This window comes from Pantoea sp. S18 (assembly GCF_045689705.1).
Classification (GTDB): domain Bacteria; phylum Pseudomonadota; class Gammaproteobacteria; order Enterobacterales; family Enterobacteriaceae; genus Pantoea; species Pantoea symbiotica.
In genome coordinates, this window is sequence record NZ_CP142689.1 from 212890 (window position 1) to 232150 (window position 19261).

A 19261-nucleotide genomic window follows, 5' to 3' on the forward strand; every position below is an offset into this window, starting at 1 on the left:
TGCGGCCTGCGATTTACGCCGGTTTATGCTTCACCTTGCGTTTACGCAGCTTATCGATCAAACGATGCGCTTCTGCTTCTGTCGCCACCGCAGGAGATGAACCTTTCAGCGGTTTACGCGCCGTTTCACTCAAGGTTAATACCGTCAGCAAACCAATAATCCCGGCACCGATCATGTAATACGCCGGCATCAGATTATTGTGCGTGGTATCCACCAGCCATGCGGTGATCAGCGGTGTAGTACCACCAAACAATGAAACCGATAAGTTAAAACCAATCGCCAGCGCACTGTAACGAATATCGGTAACAAACAGCGCCGGTAATGTTGCCGGCATGGTGCCGCTGAAGCAGGTATGCAACAAGCCGAGAATCGCCAATCCGGCAAACACCAGCAGCATGTTGCCGGAACCAATCAACATGTAGCTCGGGATCGCCAGCACAATTAAGCCCAGCGCGCCTAAACCAATCACCGGGCGGCGGCCAATGCGGTCGGTTAAATGTCCCCACATCAACGTCAGCGGCATCATGATAAACATAATCACCATCACCAACATCAGGCCGGATAGTTCACTCATCCCGAGCACACCGGTTAAATAGCTCGGCATGTAGGCGGTCAACATATAGTTGGAGACGTTGAACAGCAGCACCAGACCGATACATTTCAGCAGCGGTTTACGTTGATCGCGCAGCATCTGCCACACGCTCAGGCGCGGTTTGTTGTGCTCCATCTCTTCACGTTTATCCATGTGATCTTTAAACGCAGGCGTCTCTTCCAGTTTCAAGCGGATGTAGAGGCCGAACAGACCCAACGGCGCAGCGAGGAAGAACGGCACACGCCATCCCCAATCCATCATGGTTTGATGCGGTAGGAAGGCGATCATCGCGGTAACCAGGCTGGCCCCCAGCAGATAGCCGCCCAGCGTACCGAACTCAAGGAAACTGCCCATAAAACCGCGACGCTTATCGGTGGAGTATTCCGCGATAAAAGTAGCGGCACCGCCATATTCACCGCCGGTGGAGAAGCCCTGCAGTAAGCGCGCGAGCAGCAGCAGAATCGGCGCGGCGATACCGATGCTGGCGTAGCTCGGGATCAGACCAATACAGAAGGTACCGATCGACATCATGATCATGGTTAACGCCAACACCTTCTGACGACCAATGCGGTCGCCGAGCGGACCAAACACCATGCCGCCAATCGGACGCACTAAAAACGCCGCAGCAAAGGTACCGAACGAAGCGATTAACTGCGCGGCAGCGCTGGCATCGGCAAAGAACACCTGGCCAATGATAACGGCGAGATAGCTGTAGACGCCGAAATCAAACCACTCCATCGCGTTACCCAAGGCTGCGGCACTGACCGCGCGTTTAAGTAATTTGTTGTCGATGACGGTGATGTCATCAACAGTTAAGCCACTGGATGTGGTTGAATTATTTGTATCCGTTCCTGTGCTCATATATTCCCCAGGTTAGAAAATGGCGCGATCTCATAGCTTTCGCAGCCGTAATTTCTTCAATGGAAAAGAAAGCTATAAGAGGCAGAAGAAGCGCAAACCCTAGTAAAGATTTCTATATCCCGCAAGTTGGCGGGATAAAACACTGGCAGATGCGGCTGCTGCGAGCGGTTGAAATAAATTAAAGTCGCTCATGCGGGATTTTGTAGGGTGCGCATTCATGCGCACCTGGCCGAAGCAGAAGCGAAACTAATTGCCTCCACACGCTGTCTTTAACTCATCTGCGTAACCTTCTGCCTGGAAAATTAAATGACCTCCGTTCTGTTAATTGAGGACGATCACCGGCTGGCCCAGATGATCGCGCCTTACCTCACGCAGTACGAATTTAAGGTGGTGCACAGCGCCAGCGCGCAGGATGCGCAGTTCAAAATGAAACAGCGCGAATTTGATGTGGTATTGCTGGATTTGATGCTGGGCGATGCCGATGGTTTAGCGCTGTGCCGCGAGATTCGCAGCCAGTGTCACCATGAACCGGCGATCATTATGGTGACAGGGCGCGGCGATCCCGCTGATCGCATTATCGGGCTGGAGGTGGGTGCGGATGATTATTTGCCAAAGCCATTTGAGCCGCGCGAACTGCTGGCACGGATGCGTGCGGTGCTGCGCCGCATCAGGCCAGGCAGTCGGGCAAACAGCGACCACATTATTCGTTCCGGCCCGCTGGAGATCGATACCGCCGCGCGTACCGTGCTGCTGAATCAGCAAGCCTGTTCCCTCACTTCGTTACAGTTCGATCTGCTGGTCTCGCTGGCGCGCCAGGCCGGACGCGTGCTGAATCGTGAACAAATCTGGCAGTCGGTGCGCGGTGAAACTTACGACAGCTTTGATCGGGCGATTGATGTGCATATTGGCCGCATCCGCCAGCTTATCGAAGACGATCCGCGTGCGCCGAAACGCATCATCACCGTGCGCGGCGTCGGCTATGTGTTCTCGGCGTTGCCCAGTGCATGAAGCGTCTCGCCGATTTTCCGCTGCATCTGCAGATCTTCTTCGCCTTCAGCTGCGCGCTGTTTATGGTGGTGATCTGCACCATTGCGCTCTGGCTGTGGAACAAAGATGACAATCCGAATCTGCAGGCTTTTGCCACCTTTTCAGAACTGGTGGAGCAGAACCTGCCGCCAGCTGATGCGCCGCGCGATGTGCAAATGGCGGCGATGGATCGCTGGATGCAGCGCGCCCACACGCGTTTTGCCCTGTTTACCGCCAATGGTGAACAGCTCAGTCGCCCGCTTGATCCGCCGCTGGCATTCCCGCCGCGCGACGCCTTTGGGCAGATCGAGGATGACTGGTACGGCATGCGCTTCGTCTGGCAGCTTAAGGACAAACGCGTGTTGGTCACGCAGTTCAGGAGCGATCAGCAGAAACGTCCGTGGCTGTTTATTCTGCTGATGCTGGGATTGGCGGGCAGCGTGGCGCTGATCTCCTTCCCGGTAATACGCCGCTTAACCGCGCGGCTGGAGTCGCTGCAGCAGAGCGTCGAATCGCTGGGGCGCGGCAATCTCAGCGCGCGCGTCACGGTGGCTGGACGCGATGAAGTGGCGCAACTCGCCACCAGCTTTAACCGTTCTGCGACGCAGATCGAGCAGTTGGTGCAGTCGCAAAAAACCATGCTGGCGAATGCTTCGCACGAATTACGTTCACCGCTGATGCGCATTCAGATGGCGGCGGCACTACTGGCATCAGACGATTCGCCAACGCGCCACGAGTTGCAGCGCAGCGTCGGTGAACTGGATGCGCTGGTGGAAGAGATTCTCACGCTGAGTCGTCTGGAAATGGCGAGCAACGCCATCAGCGGCGATTTCCAGCCCGCTGATATCACGGCGATCGCAGCGGAAGAGTGCGCCGCCGTGCAAATTGAGTTGCAGGCCGAACATGTGGTGGCGCAGGTCGATGCGCGGCTGATTCGCCGCTTGCTGCGCAACCTGCTTGAGAACGCGCTGCGCTACGCCGGGCCGGAAATTTGCGTCGCGCTCCGGCACGCGGCGGATCGGCACTTTACGCTCGAGGTGCAGGATCGCGGTCCCGGCATTCCGCATGAAGAACTGGAGCGTATTTTCCAGCCGTTTTACCGCCTCACTCATCGCGGCAACGGCACAGGTTTGGGCCTGGCACTGGTGCGGTCGATTAGCGAATATCACGGCGGCAGCATCAGCGTGAGTAATCGTGCTGGCGGCGGAGCCTGTTTCTGCGTGCGTTTACCGCTGGCTGTTACATAACTTTACCGGAGGTAAAAACCGGCGTTACACAAGGCTGGTGCAATGGGCTCATAACTCTGTGCTCATAAAGGAAGATGTCGATGCATTCCACCCTGGCTCAACCTCTCGCGCTGTTTTGTCTGCTGTCGGCGGCAAGTTTCCCGGTTCTTGCCGATTCCTCTCAGAATGAGTTTTCTGGTTTTATTGGCGGCGGCGTCGGGGTGAAACCGAAATACTCCGGCGCGAAAGAGAACAAAACCGACTTTGTGCCGGCGATCAAACTCAATTACGGCCCGCTGTTTGTCGGCGGCGTGGACGATCTGATCGCTCTCGGCTGGAACGTCGTTAAAACCGATCGCTGGACTTTTGCGCTGGGCGTTGGCACTAACATTTCACCGCGCCAGGAATCTGATGATCCGCATTTAAAAGGATTGGGCGACATTGATGTCACACCACGCGCCTTCACCTCAGCGATTTACGAGAACGATTATTTTAAAGGCGGCGTGATTTTGACGCAGGATGTGGGCGGTAATCAGCAGGGCTTTAAACTCGCCTCCTATGCGCATCTGCAATGGCGCCCAACGCAAAGCCTGCGGCTGTTCACCGGGCCGAATCTCAGTTGGGCCGACAGCGATTACATGCAGACGCAATATGGCGTCACGGCAGCGCAGTCGGCGCGCAGCGGTTTGGCGCGCTACGATGCCGGAGCCGGCATAGAAAAAGTGGGTTGGGAAGCGGGAGTGGAGTATGCGCTGACGCCAGCGTGGCTGATTGGCGCGCGGGTAAATGCGCAGCATCTGGAGAACCACGCCGCCGACAGCCCAATTACCGAGGAAAAAGGTCAGGCGAGCGGCGTGTTGTATGCGGCGTGGCGCTTTTAATTTAGCCCGGACCTTCGCTACCGGCCGCCAGCAGCGGCACAATCACATCGCTGATTGGCGTCGGAATGCCGCGCGCCCGGCCATATCGCTGCACCACGCCATTGCGGATATCCCACTCCAGCGGACGATCGGCCTGGCGATCGGCAAGGATCGAAGTGCCTAAATCACTCGGTGCGCGGTGGAAGCGTTCGACAATCTCCTGCGGCACTTCATCTTTCAACGCGGCACCTTCGGCGCGTGCCACTGTCAGGCACTCCTGTAAATAGGCCAGCGCCAGCGCGGTTATGTCTTCGCGCTGGAACATGCCCGCACGACGATTCGACAGCACCATCAAACCGGCAACTGCGTTTTGCAGTAGCTTGCGCCAGGCAATGGTGAGGAAATCAGCAGAGAGATCGACTGCGCAGCGCGTATCTTTTAGAGCCGCAACCACACGTTCAGCCTGCGGGGTTTCTGGCAGCGTCAGGCGCGGCTTTTCGCGCAGCCAAACCGAAGCATCCGGCTCGCGCTGGGCTGGGAACCACACCACCGACGGCAGCACGGTCGCGCCATTGACGTAGGGTGCGAGTTGGCTTTTCTGCTCAACGCCATTCTGCAGCGCGCACACCACGGTTTTTTCATTGCACAGCGCTGCGAGCCACGGCGCGGTGTCCTCAACCTGAGTGGTTTTTACCGCCACAAACACCAGATCGAACGGCTGCGCGATCTCGGCGGGATTGGTGAGCACCGGGCCGGGAACGATAATTTTGCCGCTGTCGTGACGCAGTTCGAGCTGCTGATGCGCAGTACGCCCGCAAATCGTTGGCGTGCGTCCAACTTCATGCAGTGCCGCCGCGATAGTGGTGCCAATCGCGCCCGGTCCAATAAGGGCGATGGTGGGATTCTCAGACATCTTATTAAGCTCCTGATTATCAAGTGGCAGATCGTTTGTTCAGCAGCGAAGAATAGCCGTTTACAGCACGGTTATGTGCTTTTTCCGCAGCAGTTGGCACATTTCGTCATCGGGCTGAGTATCAACGATCAACGTACTCGCCAGAGACAGCTCGCCGATGGCAAACGCCGAGGCGGAATTCAGCTTTTCATTCGATACCATCACCACCGTTTCCGCCGCGCGTGCGGAAAGCGCGCGTTTCACACTGGCTTCTTCGTAATTGCCGGTGGTTAATCCTGCGGTTTTGTGTACGCCGGTCACGCCCATGAAGAACAGATCGGCATTAATCCGCGCAATCGCTTCCAGCACCGCCGCACCCACCGCAACCACCGAATGGCGATACAGCAAGCCGCCAATCATGATCACTTCAACCTGCGGATAATCCACCAGCGCCACGGCGATGCTTGGACTGTGCGTCACCACGGTAAAGGCCAAATCAGGTGGTAGCAGCTTTACCATCTCGGCGGTGGTGGTGCCGCCATCGATAATCACCACTTGTCCGGGCTGAATAAGCTGTACCGCTTTCTGCGCGATAAGGCGCTTGGAGCTGATCTGCACGCTTTTGCGTGTTTCAAACGGTGCGATAGCCGCAGAAACCGGCAGCGCACCGCCGTGCACCCGTTGCAGTAATCCTTCGGCTGCTAACTCACGCAGATCGCGGCGAATCGAGTCTTCCGACACCGCGAAACGCTGGCTTAGCTCGCTCGACATCACCTGTTTTTCCTCGGACAGAATAGCGAGGATTTGCTGTTTACGTTGACTGGAGAGCATCAATTTCTCATTCATGTTTTTGCTTGTATCTGCACGATTATGCATGTTAGCGTAGATTTTGTCACCAAGAATCGGGCAAACGTGCAAAAAAACGCTTGCCCTAAATATCGAACCTCTGGAGAAGCCCAATGTTAATTCTTATCGCAGGACCGGTACGCAGCGGCACCAACGGCAATGAAGTGTTAATTCATGAAAATATTAAGAAATTAGACCAGATTGCCCTGCAGGTCTACCAGCGTGGACATACGCCGGTGATTGGTGAATGGCTGGCGTTGCCGCTGGCAAGCGCGGCCGGTTCGCAGAAGATTGGCGATGAAATCAGTGAATCTTTTCTCTATCCGGTAGCGCATCGCTTGATTCACTGTTGCGATGCCATCCTGCGCATTCCGGGCGCTTCTCAGGGTGCGGATAACGATGTGCGGATTGGCAAGGAGCGGGGGATTTCGATTTTTACCCAGTTGGATGAGATTCCGGTGGTTGAGGCGTAGAAAAGGCGTGGTCGCCATGAATGGCGACCCTACAAAAAACGCAAATATTCGTAGGGTCGCCATTTATGGCGACCTGGTAAGCGTTACACCTGCGCCATACCGCCATCAACAAACAACTCTGCGGCGTTGATAAAGCTGGACGCATCGGACGCTAAAAACGCCACCACTTTACCAATCTCGCCGGGTTCGCCAAGACGACCCAACGGCACCTGCGCCGCCAGCGCATCAAACAATCCTTGCTGTTGATCTTCAGGCACCAAACCACCTAAACCTGGCGTGCGCACCGGGCCGGGGCTGACCACGTTGACGCGAATACCGCGATCTTTCACATCCAGCGCCCACGAGCGGGCAAAGTTGCGCACTGCGGCTTTACTGGCGCTATATACGCTGAATCCGGCGGTGCCCTGAACCGATGTGGTTGAAGAAGTAAGGATCACCGAGGCGTTGTCGCTCAGCAGCGGCAGCGCTTTCTGCACGGTGAACAGCACGCCGCGCACGTTGGTACCAAAGATACGGTCGAAATGCTCTTCGGTGATGGCGCCGAGCGGCAGCATGTCGCCGCCACCGGCGTTGGCGAACAGGATATCGAGGCGGCCGGCTTGTTTCGCGATTTCCGCATAAACGTTGTCGAGGTCGCTCAGCACCGAAGCGTCGGCGCGAATACCGCTGGCGCTAGAACCGATGCTGGCAACTGCCGCATCAAGTTCCGCCTGACGACGACCGGTGATAAACACGCGTGCGCCTTGTGCTGCCAATTCCTGCGCGGATGCCAGACCAATGCCGGTTGTGCCGCCGGTTACCAATGCAATTTTACCGTTGAGTGCGTTCATGTTTGCTTCTCCAATGTGTGCTGAGGTTTTGATGACTGCGATGCAGTGCATGAGAAGCAATCTAACGCCACGGCGTTTACTGATAAATGGTGTAAAATCGAAATGACTATTCCTGTTTGTGGATAATCGAATGCAACGGAAAACAGCATGGATCAGTTAATGGCGATAAAGGCGTTTGCGCGCGTAGTCGAAGCGGGCAACTTTACGCGTGCGGCGGATTCACTCGACATGCCGAACGCCACGCTGAGCAAACTGGTGCAGGAACTGGAAGCGCATCTTGGCATTCGCTTGCTACAGCGCACCACGCGGCGCGTCACGGTGACGCCGGAAGGGCATGATTACTACGAAAAAGCGCTGCGCATTGTGCGTGATTTGGAAGATATCGATCACTCGTTCAACGCTGAAAGCGCTAAACCCGGCGGCTATCTGCGTATTGATATTGGCGGATCAACCGCGCGCGATGTGTTGATACCGGCGCTGCCCGATTTCATCGCTCGTTATCCGGACATCCGTATCGATCTTGGCGTTGCGGATCGCGCGGTGGATTTGATCAGCGGTAACGTTGATTGCGTGATTCGCGGTGGTCCGCTCAGCGATTCGTCGCTGGTGGCGCGACATTTGGGGGATGCGGAGATGATTACCTGCGCCGCGCCGGGTTATCTGAAAACCTACGGCGTGCCAGCTTATCCGCAAGAGCTGAAAAATGGTCATCGTATGGTGAGCTATTTGTCGCCGCAGAGCGGCAGGGCGTTTCCGTTTCGTTTTACACAGGGTGAAGAGCAGCTGGAAATTAAGAGCGATCATCGGATTGGCGTCAATGAAAGTAACGCGCATCTGGCGACAGCGGTTGCGGGATTAGGGATCATTCAGACTTTCCGCTACGCAGCGGCGGCAGATTTACAGGCGGGAAAATTGGTCGAGATTCTTGCGGCGTGGCGTCCGGCGAATTATCCGTTTCATGTGGTGTATCCACAGAATCGCCATCTGACGCAGCGGTTGCGGGTGTTTATTGAATGGCTGCGGGAAGTTTTTCCAGGGCGATTGAACGGGACAATGTAGGGTCGCCATGCATGGCGACCTCACGAATAATTACAGCGTGCCGGTGCCGCCGTCTGAGCACCAAACCTGGCCGGAGGTGAAGCTGTTTTTCACATCCGCAAAGGTGACGTAGAGCGGGGCGATTTCAGCCGGTTGTCCCGGACGGCCCAGCGGTGCGGATGCACCAAACTTCTCCACTTTCTCTTGCGGCTGTCCGCCGCTTACCTGCAGCGCGGTCCAGTATGGGCCAGGCGCAACAGCATTGACGCGGATCTGCTCTTTACCCAGTTGTTTTGCCAGCGCTTTAGTGAAGGCGACAATCGAGGCTTTGGTCTGCGCATAATCCAGCAATATCGCGCTAGGATCATAGGCCTGCACTGAAGAGGTGTTAATGATGGAGGAGCCCGCTGGCAGATATTTCAGCGCCGCTTTGGTGATCCAGAACATCGCATAGACGTTGGTTTTGAAGGTGGCGTCAAAGTCTTCAGTGGAAAGCGTGCGAATCGATTCGTTGAATTGCTGACGTCCGGCGTTATTCACCAGAATATCCAATCCGCCCAACTGTTCAGCGGCTTGGTCGACCAGCTTCTGGCAGAACGCTTCGGAACGAATGTCACCCGGGATCGCCACCGCTTTGCGGCCTTCGGCTTCAATCAGTTTCACCACTTCTGCTGCATCGGCTTCTTCTTCCGGCAGGAAGTTGATAGCCACATCGGCACCTTCACGGGCATAAGCGATGGCTACGGCGCGACCAATACCGGAATCGCCGCCGGTGATAAGCGCTTTACGGCCGGTCAATCTGCCGGTACCACGATAGCTGGTTTCACCATGATCGGGACGGGGATCCATTTTGCTCGCCAAACCTGGCATCGGTTGCGTCTGCTTTTTAAAAGGCGGAACCGGATACGCTTCAGTAATTAAGGTTTTATTGGTGGCTTGCGTTGTCATATATATCTCCTTGTCGCATGAGGTGAATAAATTAAGCCTGGCATAAATGTGATATTTGTCACGTTAGAAAGTGAACAATCAGATTTATTAAGACGAAACGGCAAGTTAAGGGGGATAAAAATGGAATGCAGTAACGTAAGGTTATTAACGGTATTTATTTCAGATGGATAAAACTGAATGGGATAATTCTGAGGGCGTCCGTGCCCTGGCGGGATTCCAAGGTGCTGTGTGCTATTTACAGCGTTGATGACTACTTCTTACCGCCTTTCTTACCTGCTTCTGACGCTTTAGCGGGATCGTCTTTGAAACTACCGCCGCTTTTTTCTCCGCCTTTTTTACCGGCATCTGACGCTTTCTTTTTATCGTCAGCGAAATTACCGGAACCGCCTCTATGCTCAGCCATAAAACATCCTCTCGTGAGTTGTTGTTGCATGGCGGAAATAACTGCTTCAACGCCATGCCCGTGCTGCAAATTTAAGATTAGCGAGCTTCAGATTAATCACAAGCGGAGCGGAAGTGATTATTTATCGCTCGCTGGCGGTATGTTGATAAAATAAGTGCCGCTGTAGGGAATTGGTAAGAAATCATGAAAAATCTGCTGTAATGTTTTCTCGGGTTCTACGTCCGCAAATAGCTGCGGATAGAGTGTCTTAGCCATAAATTCCGTCGCCGCGATGTGCCACGGGCTGAGGTAGAAGTTCATCCAGATCACCGCCGAGTGACCATTTTTCAGTGCAGATAATTCACGTAAACCCTTTTGCTGCGCCGTCAGCTGTTTAAAACTGCTGAGCACGGTTTCTGGCGCCACTTCTGGCCCTAATTTCAGCAAGCCCTGCGAGGCATTATCGCCAAAACCGGTAGCAAAGTAGTACTGCGGCTGCGCGGCGATCACGCTCTCTTCACTCAAGCGACCAAACACGCCGTGCTGCGTTTTATTAGCGATATTGTCGCCGCCCGCCGCGTTGAGTAATTCGCCGAGGCTGCCATTGATCGCCGTCACGCAGCACTCGTTACGGCGTCCGAGATGCAGTTGCAGCAGCACAGAAGGCTTTGCGCCCCGATACGTGGCTAAACGTTCACGAATCACCTGCATATGCTGATCGTAGAAATGATTAAACGCCTGTGCGCGCGCTTGCTGATTCAGCACTTCACCAAAAATCTCCACGCTGCGGCGGGTGTTTTTCAGCAGATGCACACGCAAATCGATCTTCACCACCGGGATATGTGCCGCCTTCAGCATGGTGACTAAACGCAGGTCGGCATCATCGTAGCGCGCCAGGCTCGGCAAAATCACCACGTCCGGCTTCAGTGCCAGAATCTGCTCGGGATTAATGGCGTTCGGCCCGCCGGAACCCAACGAAGGGATTTTCAGCATCTGAGGAAACTGACGCGCAAAACTATTCCAGGTTTGACTGTCGTACTTCTTCAGATCCTGCGGCCACGCCACAATATGCTGAAACGGATCGCCCGGCTCGAGTAACGCCAGCGTATACAGCATGCGGCTTTCGCCCAACACGATACGCTGCGGATGATCGGGGATCTCAACGCGATTGCCGTCAATATCGGTGATGGTTTTCGCCCATGCGCAGCTGCTGACCAGCATCAGGAAACCGGCCAAAATCGTGGCAAGCAGGGAAGGCGCACGTCGTGCGCCGATGGTCAATATCGAATCAGAATTCAACGCTGGCCTCGAGCATCAGGTTGCGGGTTTCTCCTTCACGCACGCGCAGATTGCCGCCGCTGGAGGTGTAATAGTGCTTATTAAACAGGTTGTTCAGATTGAGTTTCAGCTGGGTTTTCTCGCCAAACAAACGGTTGTTCCAGGCGATAAAGCTGTCCGCCACCACATAATCGGGCATGTTAAAACTGTTTTCCGGATCGCCAGCACGCGTTCCCACATAGCGCGCGCCGCCGCCAACGCGGAAATCGCCCGGAACGCCGGAGATCGCCAGATTATGACTCAGATAGAGCGCGCCAGAATGGCGGGGCGCGTTTTGCAAACGGTTACCGTTGTTAGCCGCGTTAACACCATCATCAACAATCTCAGCTTTGTCATAGCTGTAGTTGGCGCTGAGATCCCATCCCGGCAGCACTTCGCCATTTAACTCAAATTCCGCGCCGCTGGATCGGGCTTTATTGATGGCGCGCGTGGTGCCGTTAATGCTCAGCGACATATCGCGCTCGTCAATGCGATACAGCGCCACGCTGGCAAACAGCTTCGGTGAAATCTGCCATTTGCTGCCCACTTCCCATGTGGTGCCCTGTTCCGGTTTTCCGACGTTGTTGTCATCATCAACATCAGTCGATGGTGTGAAGGATTTACTCACGCTGGTGTAGAGCGAAACGTCCGGCGTCAATTTGTAGATCAAACCAGCCTGCGGCAGGAATTTGTTGCCTTCGCTGTCCAGCGTTTGCACCACCGGATCGAAGCCTTTCGAGGCGCGCTGCTCGTAATGCTGATAGCGCCCGCCGAGTACCGCAATCCAATTTTCCGTTAAACTGATGCTGTCTTTGGCATAGATTGAACGGCTGTGCGTGCGGTTGAGGTTATTAGCGTTGGCGGTGTTTTCGGTGCTGCTGTTGGTGATCGGCGACAGAATATCGTACTGCGGATTGTTGAAGTTAAAACCGGTGTTGGCTTTGCCCTGATACTGATGCGCGCGATAGGTTTGGATCATCTCGTAATCGGTGCCCAGCACCAGATCGTGCGTCATGCCCAATACTTGTTGTGAGCCAATCAAGTCCCAGGAAACGTATTTGGTTTTATGGTTGAAGCCGCGATTGGCATCGGCGCGACGCGTCACCACGCCGGTGGTGGGATTGACCGCCGTAACGCGCACTTCATTGTTATCGTATTGGCGCTGGTTCCAGCCGAGCGTTACGCGCGTGCTCCAGTCATCATTAAACTGCCAGTCATAATGGGCGTTGAGGGTTTTGTTGTGGCCCCACGCATGGTTGGCTTTGTCATCCAGGCGATCTTTGTAGCCAATATCAATCGGTTTGCCGTTGATAAATGCGGTGCCGCGATCGTAAGGAATGTCGTATTGATAATCTGAATAGCTAATCAGGAAGCTGGCTTGCTCACCAAACCACTGCAGCGAGGGCGCGATCAGCGTGTGCTTTTCACTGCCAAAATTGCGCCAGTAATCCTGATTCTGTTTTTCCGCGATCAGGCGGAAGGCGAAGCCGTTGCCGAGCGGTCCGGTGACATCCACGGTGCCCGCGCCGCCGCCTTCACTTGAGGTTCTGCCGCTGACTTTGGTGTGCCATTCATACTGCGGCTTCTTGCTTATCACATTGATTACGCCACCCGGATTCTGGATGCCGTACAGCAAAGATGCCGAGCCTTTCAGCACTTCAACGCGCTCGGTGGTGGCATCAAAGTTCAAACCCTGGCTGCTGCGCACGCCATCGCGATAGATCGAACCATCCGAATTGCTGCCAAAGCCGCGACGTACAAAGCCATCTTCGGTGCCGCCCAGCGTGTTGCCTTCCGTTACGCCGCTGACAAAGCGCATCGCATCGGTAAGACTCGACGCCTGAAAGTCCTCTAATTGCTGCTGCGTCACCACGCTGACTGACTGCGCCTGGTTAATACGCGGCGTAGACGTTTTACTGCCAACTGAACTATTAGTGACGTTGTCACCTTGTGCGTTATCTTCCTGCGCTGAAACGGTGAGCGTGTGGCTATCATCAGCGGCAAAACTGCTGGCGGAACTCCAGAGGCTAACGCCGTAAATCGCAGCAAGGATGGCTGGATGGCGTTGAGATTTAAAAGTGAAGGGCTTGTTGTTATTCATTCATCATTAACCTGGTGCAATGCAATTGAGAATCATTCAACCATGATGTAATGTAGTAGTAAATGGAAATAATCTCGAAGCTGTTACACTATTATTAATATAAATTCATTTACTTACATATTTTATGCTTGGTAGTAATTACGTAATTCACTACAAACCTTCAGTAATAATCTCACTCTTTAGAGAGCAACCAGCAGATGAGTCGTAATAGCATTAAAAGTCGTGTGGATGTTCTGGGTGAACGCTATCGGTCGCGTGCGCCGACATTATCATCCAGCCTGCAAGCGGTGGCGCGCTACATCCATGACCATCGCGAAGTGGTTTTGGATGCCACGGCGATGGAAATTGCCGACGCCACCAACACCTCGGATGCCACCGTAGTTCGCGCGGTGCAGGCATTAGGTTTTGCCGGTTTGCGCGATTTGAAAACCACGCTGACCGCCTGGTTTGGCCCGGCAATGAATTCCGAAGAGAAGATGAGCGCCACCGTTAGCGAACTGTCGTGCGATATCAATTCGGGCATCGATTTTGTGTTGAGCGGCCATAAACGCGCCTGCGACGCGTTATCCGAACCGCACAATCGGGAAGCGGTCGCAAAAGCGGTAACACATCTTATCGATGCGCGTCAGGTGGCGCTGTTTGGCATCAATGCTTCGGGGATTTTGGCGGATTACAGCGCGCGTTTGTTTACGCGCATTGGGATTCCGGCGGTGACGCTCAATCGCTCCGGCATTGCGCTGGCGGAACAGTTGATTGGGCTGCAGCGTGGCGATGTGCTGATTATGATGGCGCAGAAGTCGGCGCATCGTGAAGGCATCACCGCACTGAAAGAGGCGAAACGTCTCGGCATGCCGGTGATTTTGCTGACTAATGCACTGGATTCGGCTTTCGCTAAACAGGCGGATGTGATTATCAACGTGCCGCGCGGCGGCGAGAATGGTCGTATGCCGCTGCACGGAACGGTGCTGGTGTGTCTGGAGATGCTGATTTTGTCGGTGGCTTCCGCGACCTCATCGCGTACGGTGAAAACCATGAAGCGCATTCAGGACCTCAATCGATCGCTGAAGCCATCCGGCAAAAAGTAACGCTATTTGCTGACGCTGCTGTTTATGGCAGCGCGTTTGCTGAAACCGTTGCTGGTTACCAGCCATACTGCGCAGACAATCAGCAGCGAACCGCCGATAAAACCCTGATTGATCTCTTCGCCCAGCACTAACCAGCCCCATAAAATGCCAAACGGCGGGATCATAAAGGTAACGGTCAGCGTGCGCAGCGGACCAATATCGGCGAGCAGGCGGAAGTAGATGATGTAAGCCAGCGCGGTGCAGATAAACCCAATCGCCAGAATGCTAGCCCAGACTTCTGGAATTTGCCAACTCGCCGCTGGCGTTTGCGGCGCGCTAAAGGCAAAGATCGGCAGCAGAAATACCGACGCGCCGAGTTGGCTACCAAAGGCGACTTTGGTGGCATCGAGACCGCCGCATGCACCGATCCAGCGCTTGGTCAGGAAACCGGCAAAACCATAACAGGCGGTGGCGATCAAACAGGCTAAGATCCCGCCAATTAAAGTGCTGCTAAGATGCGCTTCTCCGGTAGTGCTAATGACAATAATTCCACTAAATCCGGCGATCATGCCGAGAACTTTATTAATTGTTAGCTTTTCGTCGAAGAAGGCTGCACCAATAATCACGCCCATTAATGGTGTGGTGGCGTTGAGAATCGCCGAATAACCCGCCGGCAACACGCGTGCCGCGAGGCAGTACATCAGGAATGGAATCGCCGAGTTTATGACGCCCAGCAACATCGCCCAGCCCAATTTACCGTCGAAGCGGCGCGGAATGCGCATCACCGCCATGATAATCAGTAAACCCAACATGCCGCAGAATACGCGTAAAAAAGCGGTATTCACCGCGCCCAGCGCCGGTACCGCAATGCGCATAAACAGAAAACTGGCACCCCAAATCGCCGCTAAAAAAAGCAGCCGCAACAAATCCGATGTTCGCATAGGTTTCACAATTGTTAAGAAAGAGTCGCGCACAGAATAGCAAACAACCCACTCCGTAGGGTCGCCATTAATGGCGACCGCTTCTCGCTTTGCAGAAATATTCCCTGCTGCCGCAATCATCATGTAGTATTTAGGAATTGATCATTTCCTAAATATGCGGAGAGCGAAAATGTCAGCATCTGTTATCAAGCACGCGCCCGGCTGGACGCAGCCATTCAACGAGTTAGACGGGTTTTCCCATCATTACGCCACCGTTGACGGCGTGCGATTGCACTACGTCAGCGGCGGCAAAGCAAACGGGGAAACATTACTTTTACTGGCGGGATTTCCACAAAGTTGGTTTGCCTGGCGGCAGGTGATGTCGCTGCTGAGCGATCGCTATTTCATTATCGCGCCAGATTTACCTGGCCAGGGCAATTCAGATAAACCGCTCAGCGGCTACGACACCACATCGCTGGCGCAGAAAGTGCAGGGCTTGATGCAGCAGTTAGGTCACACGAGCTATTACCTCGCTGCGCATGATGTCGGCGCGTGGGTTGCCTGGCCGTATGCCACGTTGTTTAGCTGTCAGGTAAAAAAACTGGCGCTGCTTGATGCCGGCATTCCTGGTGTCACTTTGCCAGAATCGCTGCCCGCCACGCCGGATAAAGCGTGGAAAACCTGGCATTTCGCGTTTCATTTATTACCGGATTTGCCGGAAGCATTAATAGAAGGGCGCGAAGCAATCTACCTCGAGTGGTTCCTGAAACGCAAAGCGGCCAGCCCGATGGTGTTTGGCGATGAAGACATGGCGGAATATACCCGTTTATTACAGCAGAAGGGCGCAATACGCGCCGGAATGGCCACTTATCGTGAAGTGACTGTTTCGGCGGCGCAAAACCGAAGGTTGCTTCGTGAACGCGGTAAATTAGCCTTGCCGTTACTGGCGATCAGCGCCGATCAGGGTTCAATTCCGGATATGGCGTTGCCGTTGCGCGAGTTCGCGGCGGATGTGACGGGAATTAAAATAGCGCACTGCGGTCACTTCATCCCCGATGAGCAACCGCAGGCGCTGGCTGATGCGCTGCGTGAGTTTTTTAATTAACGTACGGTCGCCATTTATGGCGTAATGCCGCTCAGTTAGGCATTAGTTTGCATATTTATGCAGGTGCGCATGAATGCGCACCCTACGAAAAACGCGCCAGTCCTGTGTAGGGTCGCCATTTATGGCGACCAAAACCCAGCTCAATCAAAACGACATCGTCACGCCAGCGTAATACGCGCGGCCCGGTTCGTTATAGGTCGACGCACCCGAATTCTCGCGGTAGATGCGTTTATCAAACAGGTTGTTGATACCGGCATTAGCACGCAAGTTTTTGGTGATATCGTAATTGACGTTCAGACCAAACACCGAATACGGGCTGATTTCCTGCGTTGTCATGTTCGAGGTATCGATATTGGTCTCGGCATTCTGACGCGGTTTCTGGCGGCCATACTGCGTCCAGTTGATGTTGGCGCTGAGATCCTGCGTCGCCTGCCACTCTAGCTGCGAGTTGATGGTAAATTCCGGGATCACGGACAGCGGATTGCCAGTTTCCTTACTCTCGGAGCGGAACATGTAGGTAGCGTTGGAGCGCCATTCCAGCGTATCGGCAATTAAAGGAATGGTCAGATTACCTTCCAGTCCTTCGACAATCGCTTTGCCGCCGTTTTCCCAGCGCAGCACGTTATAAACCGGGCGGGTGTTGGAATAAACCGGCTCGGTGCCCGACACAATCTTGTTCTTGTAGTCATTGCGGAACCAGGTGATGCCCGCGACATAGCCTTCGTTGCTGAATTCCAGACCAATCTCTTTGTTGACGCTGGTTTCTGCATCGAGATCGTCATTACCCAGCAGATAACATTGGCTGAGGCCAATCGGGCAGCCGTTGCCACGCGTCGAGAGCAGATAACCCGGCGTTGACTGATACAGGTTAGGCGCTTTAAACACCCGCGCAATACCGGCTTTCAAGGTGAAGTAGTCGCCTAATCCTTGTGAAACGTTCAGGCTTGGGCTCCAGTTCGCGCCAAACTGATCGTGATAATCAAAACGCAGGCCCGGAATTACTTCGGTGGTATCAGTGGCAGCAATGTTGTCTTCGAAGAACAGAGAACTGATGGTGGCACTGTTTTTGCTGCTGCGCTGCGACGGATCGCCAGAGCTGCCTGGCAGATTGACGCCGCTGGCGTTGGACGCCAGCATTGATGCCGGATCGTTCAACTCGTCGCGGTTCCATTCCGCGCCCAGCGTCACGGTTTGATCAACCAGCAGCTGCAGCGGGAAGTTGATCTCTCCGCCCGCGCGATAGCTTTCCAAACGACTGGTGGCATACGTATCGCTGTTGATCATCCCTTCGGTACGACCAGCAGTGCCTTCCTGCAGGCGCGTATTATTGGTTTTCTCGTAGTTAAAGTTGAGCTTCGAGGTTCCCCAATCCCAGATACCGTTGTGCGCGATGCCGTAGCTCTGACGATACATGCGGTTAGTTTCATCGCCGTACAGCGATTCCACTAAACCGTCGGTGCTGGCGTTGCTGTTGCTGTTTTGCGTATCACCGGCGTAAATGTTGCCCTGACGGCTGTAACCGTAGGAGAAGTCGACAATTTGTAGCGGCGTGATTTTCCACGACAGCACGGTATTGATGTCTTTATTGCGCACGCCTTCACGGCCCGCAGCGTATGAACCGTTTTCGGCGGTGTTGATATCGAACGCATCGGCATCGGTTCGGTTGATGTTGCCGTACAGACGCATGGTCAAGGCATCACCGGCCAGCGGGCCGCTGAGATTGAAGTTAGCGCGTCGGGTATCACCTTCTTTGTCGTTTTCTGGCTGGCTGGTGTAGAGCGACAGCGAGCCGTGCCAGTCATTGGTTGGACGCTTGGTGATGATGTTCACCACGCCGCCCGCCGCGCCAGAACCGTAACGTGCGGCGGCCGGGCCACGAATCACTTCAATGCGCTCCACCATTTCCGCTGGCACCCAGTTGGTATCGCCGCGTGAATCACGCTCGCCGCGCCAGCTGTAACGCACTGAGTTACGCGAAGAAACCGGCACGCCATCGATCATTATCAAGGTGTTTTCCGGGCCCATGCCACGGATATCAATTTGACGGTTATTGCCGCGGCTGCCGCTGGCGCCGTTACCGGTGAGGTTCACGCCGGGCATTTTGCGGATGATGTCGGAGAGATCGTTAACAGGGGGATTTTTCTTGATGTCTTCAGCCGTAATGGTGGACACGCCCGGTTGCTGTTTGAGCTCCTGCTCGGCGGTGACGATCATTGATTCATCGTCAGCCAGCTTTTCTGAAGTTTCAGCTGCAAAAGCAGGTGACGTTAGCATTCCCGCTAAAAAAAGCGCAATCGGACGCTTTTTGCCACGCATAGTTACATTCACTTAAGTTTTCTCCCTGTTACGTTAACAATTGTAAGTAAATGCGCATGATAATGATAACGTTTCTCATTGTCTATTCAGCGAGACGGCAACAAGTCTGACAATACAAACCTTTACAAAGGATTTTCCGTTGCGGGTACGAGTTGTGGGGGGAAGGTAACTCCTCAGGTGCTTAGATGAATCCGTTATGAGTAAGAAGAAATGTATCGATGAATATTGGATAAGCAGGCTATTGATTCACTAGCAAATTCTGAATTCTGCTGAGTCTTACGTGCCAAATCTGGGGCGGAAATCCCGCCTTGCAACCGTGCTTGCGGCTATTGCCATATTTCGGCAATAGATATGTTTTTTTCGCATTTGTGATCGCCGTATATCTTCAAACACAATGTCTCCGGGACGTAATGAGGATGACAATTCCTTCCACCGCACGCCGTTCGCGCGAGGTTAGTCAGGAG

The 19261-nt window shown here is 54.3% G+C and carries 17 protein-coding genes; 7 read left to right on the forward strand and 10 right to left on the reverse strand.

Annotated features, from left to right (window positions below):
* Nucleotides 1–13 precede the first annotated feature (13 nt).
* Nucleotides 14–1453 carry a glycine betaine/L-proline transporter ProP gene (gene proP, locus VIJ98_RS20865; RefSeq protein ID WP_008106356.1) on the reverse strand — a complete coding sequence of 480 codons (1440 nt, stop codon included), beginning with the start codon at nucleotides 1451–1453 and terminating at the stop codon, nucleotides 14–16.
* 306 nt (nucleotides 1454–1759) lie between these two features.
* Here proP and VIJ98_RS20870 point away from each other — a divergent pair, with 306 nt between their 5' ends.
* The 3 genes from VIJ98_RS20870 to VIJ98_RS20880 all read left to right on the forward strand — a co-directional run bounded on the left by VIJ98_RS20870 (nucleotide 1760) and on the right by VIJ98_RS20880 (nucleotide 4586).
* The gene (locus tag VIJ98_RS20870) at nucleotides 1760–2461 is read left to right on the forward strand and encodes a response regulator transcription factor (RefSeq protein ID WP_323271335.1); all 702 of its coding nucleotides are present in this window, start codon (nucleotides 1760–1762) and stop codon (nucleotides 2459–2461) included.
* The gene (locus VIJ98_RS20875) at nucleotides 2458–3726 is read left to right on the forward strand and encodes a HAMP domain-containing sensor histidine kinase (RefSeq protein WP_323271336.1); all 1269 of its coding nucleotides are present in this window, start codon (nucleotides 2458–2460) and stop codon (nucleotides 3724–3726) included. Before VIJ98_RS20870 ends, VIJ98_RS20875 begins: the two co-directional genes overlap by 4 nt.
* Before the next feature lie 80 nt (nucleotides 3727–3806).
* Complete coding sequence (locus VIJ98_RS20880; protein WP_154156761.1) at nucleotides 3807–4586, forward strand: MipA/OmpV family protein; 780 nt, start codon at nucleotides 3807–3809, stop codon at nucleotides 4584–4586.
* Between the two features lies 1 nt (nucleotide 4587).
* On the opposite strand, the gene VIJ98_RS20885 is transcribed toward VIJ98_RS20880, so the two are convergent.
* Both VIJ98_RS20885 and VIJ98_RS20890 read right to left on the reverse strand, forming a co-directional pair.
* On the reverse strand, nucleotides 4588–5478 hold the full coding sequence (locus VIJ98_RS20885) for an oxidoreductase (RefSeq protein WP_154156762.1): 891 nt from the start codon (nucleotides 5476–5478) through the stop codon (nucleotides 4588–4590).
* A gap of 60 nt (nucleotides 5479–5538) precedes the next feature.
* Nucleotides 5539–6288 (reverse strand): DeoR/GlpR family DNA-binding transcription regulator, encoded by a 750-nt coding sequence (locus VIJ98_RS20890; protein ID WP_154156763.1) that lies wholly within the window; start codon nucleotides 6286–6288, stop codon nucleotides 5539–5541.
* Nucleotides 6289–6416: 128 nt separating this feature from the next.
* Between VIJ98_RS20890 and VIJ98_RS20895 the strand changes: the two genes are divergently transcribed.
* Entirely contained in the window at nucleotides 6417–6776 is a 360-nt protein-coding gene (locus VIJ98_RS20895) for a hypothetical protein (RefSeq protein WP_008110185.1), read from the forward strand.
* 83 nt (nucleotides 6777–6859) lie between these two features.
* Here the strand turns inward: VIJ98_RS20895 and VIJ98_RS20900 are convergent, their stop codons facing one another.
* Entirely contained in the window at nucleotides 6860–7606 is a 747-nt protein-coding gene (locus VIJ98_RS20900; RefSeq protein ID WP_008110186.1) for an SDR family NAD(P)-dependent oxidoreductase, read from the reverse strand.
* A gap of 147 nt (nucleotides 7607–7753) precedes the next feature.
* Here VIJ98_RS20900 and VIJ98_RS20905 point away from each other — a divergent pair, with 147 nt between their 5' ends.
* Nucleotides 7754–8665 (forward strand): LysR family transcriptional regulator, encoded by a 912-nt coding sequence (locus tag VIJ98_RS20905; protein ID WP_154156764.1) that lies wholly within the window; start codon nucleotides 7754–7756, stop codon nucleotides 8663–8665.
* A gap of 30 nt (nucleotides 8666–8695) precedes the next feature.
* Here VIJ98_RS20905 and VIJ98_RS20910 read toward each other — a convergent pair whose 3' ends face one another.
* The 4 genes from VIJ98_RS20910 to VIJ98_RS20925 form a co-directional block, all read right to left on the reverse strand.
* Entirely contained in the window at nucleotides 8696–9592 is an 897-nt protein-coding gene (locus VIJ98_RS20910; RefSeq protein ID WP_061719609.1) for an SDR family oxidoreductase, read from the reverse strand.
* A gap of 250 nt (nucleotides 9593–9842) precedes the next feature.
* Nucleotides 9843–9995, reverse strand: coding sequence for a KGG domain-containing protein (locus VIJ98_RS20915; protein WP_008110189.1), 153 nt, complete (start codon nucleotides 9993–9995; stop codon nucleotides 9843–9845).
* A gap of 117 nt (nucleotides 9996–10112) precedes the next feature.
* Nucleotides 10113–11273: an ABC transporter substrate-binding protein gene (locus tag VIJ98_RS20920; protein ID WP_407330429.1), complete on the reverse strand. Its 1161-nt coding sequence runs from the start codon at nucleotides 11271–11273 to the stop codon at nucleotides 10113–10115.
* Entirely contained in the window at nucleotides 11263–13392 is a 2130-nt protein-coding gene (locus VIJ98_RS20925; protein WP_154156766.1) for a TonB-dependent siderophore receptor, read from the reverse strand. The genes VIJ98_RS20920 and VIJ98_RS20925 overlap by 11 nt, the downstream gene beginning before the upstream one ends.
* Before the next feature lie 197 nt (nucleotides 13393–13589).
* Between VIJ98_RS20925 and VIJ98_RS20930 the strand changes: the two genes are divergently transcribed.
* Entirely contained in the window at nucleotides 13590–14477 is an 888-nt protein-coding gene (locus VIJ98_RS20930) for a MurR/RpiR family transcriptional regulator (protein ID WP_154156767.1), read from the forward strand.
* Nucleotides 14478–14479: 2 nt separating this feature from the next.
* On the opposite strand, the gene VIJ98_RS20935 is transcribed toward VIJ98_RS20930, so the two are convergent.
* Nucleotides 14480–15397 (reverse strand): DMT family transporter, encoded by a 918-nt coding sequence (locus VIJ98_RS20935; RefSeq protein ID WP_323271337.1) that lies wholly within the window; start codon nucleotides 15395–15397, stop codon nucleotides 14480–14482.
* A 169-nt stretch (nucleotides 15398–15566) separates the two neighbouring features.
* On the opposite strand from VIJ98_RS20935, the gene VIJ98_RS20940 reads away from it, so the two are divergent.
* Entirely contained in the window at nucleotides 15567–16481 is a 915-nt protein-coding gene (locus tag VIJ98_RS20940; RefSeq protein ID WP_323271338.1) for an alpha/beta hydrolase, read from the forward strand.
* Between the two features lie 144 nt (nucleotides 16482–16625).
* On the opposite strand, the gene VIJ98_RS20945 is transcribed toward VIJ98_RS20940, so the two are convergent.
* Complete coding sequence (locus VIJ98_RS20945; protein ID WP_323271795.1) at nucleotides 16626–18797, reverse strand: TonB-dependent siderophore receptor; 2172 nt, start codon at nucleotides 18795–18797, stop codon at nucleotides 16626–16628.
* Nucleotides 18798–19261: the final 464 nt, after the last annotated feature.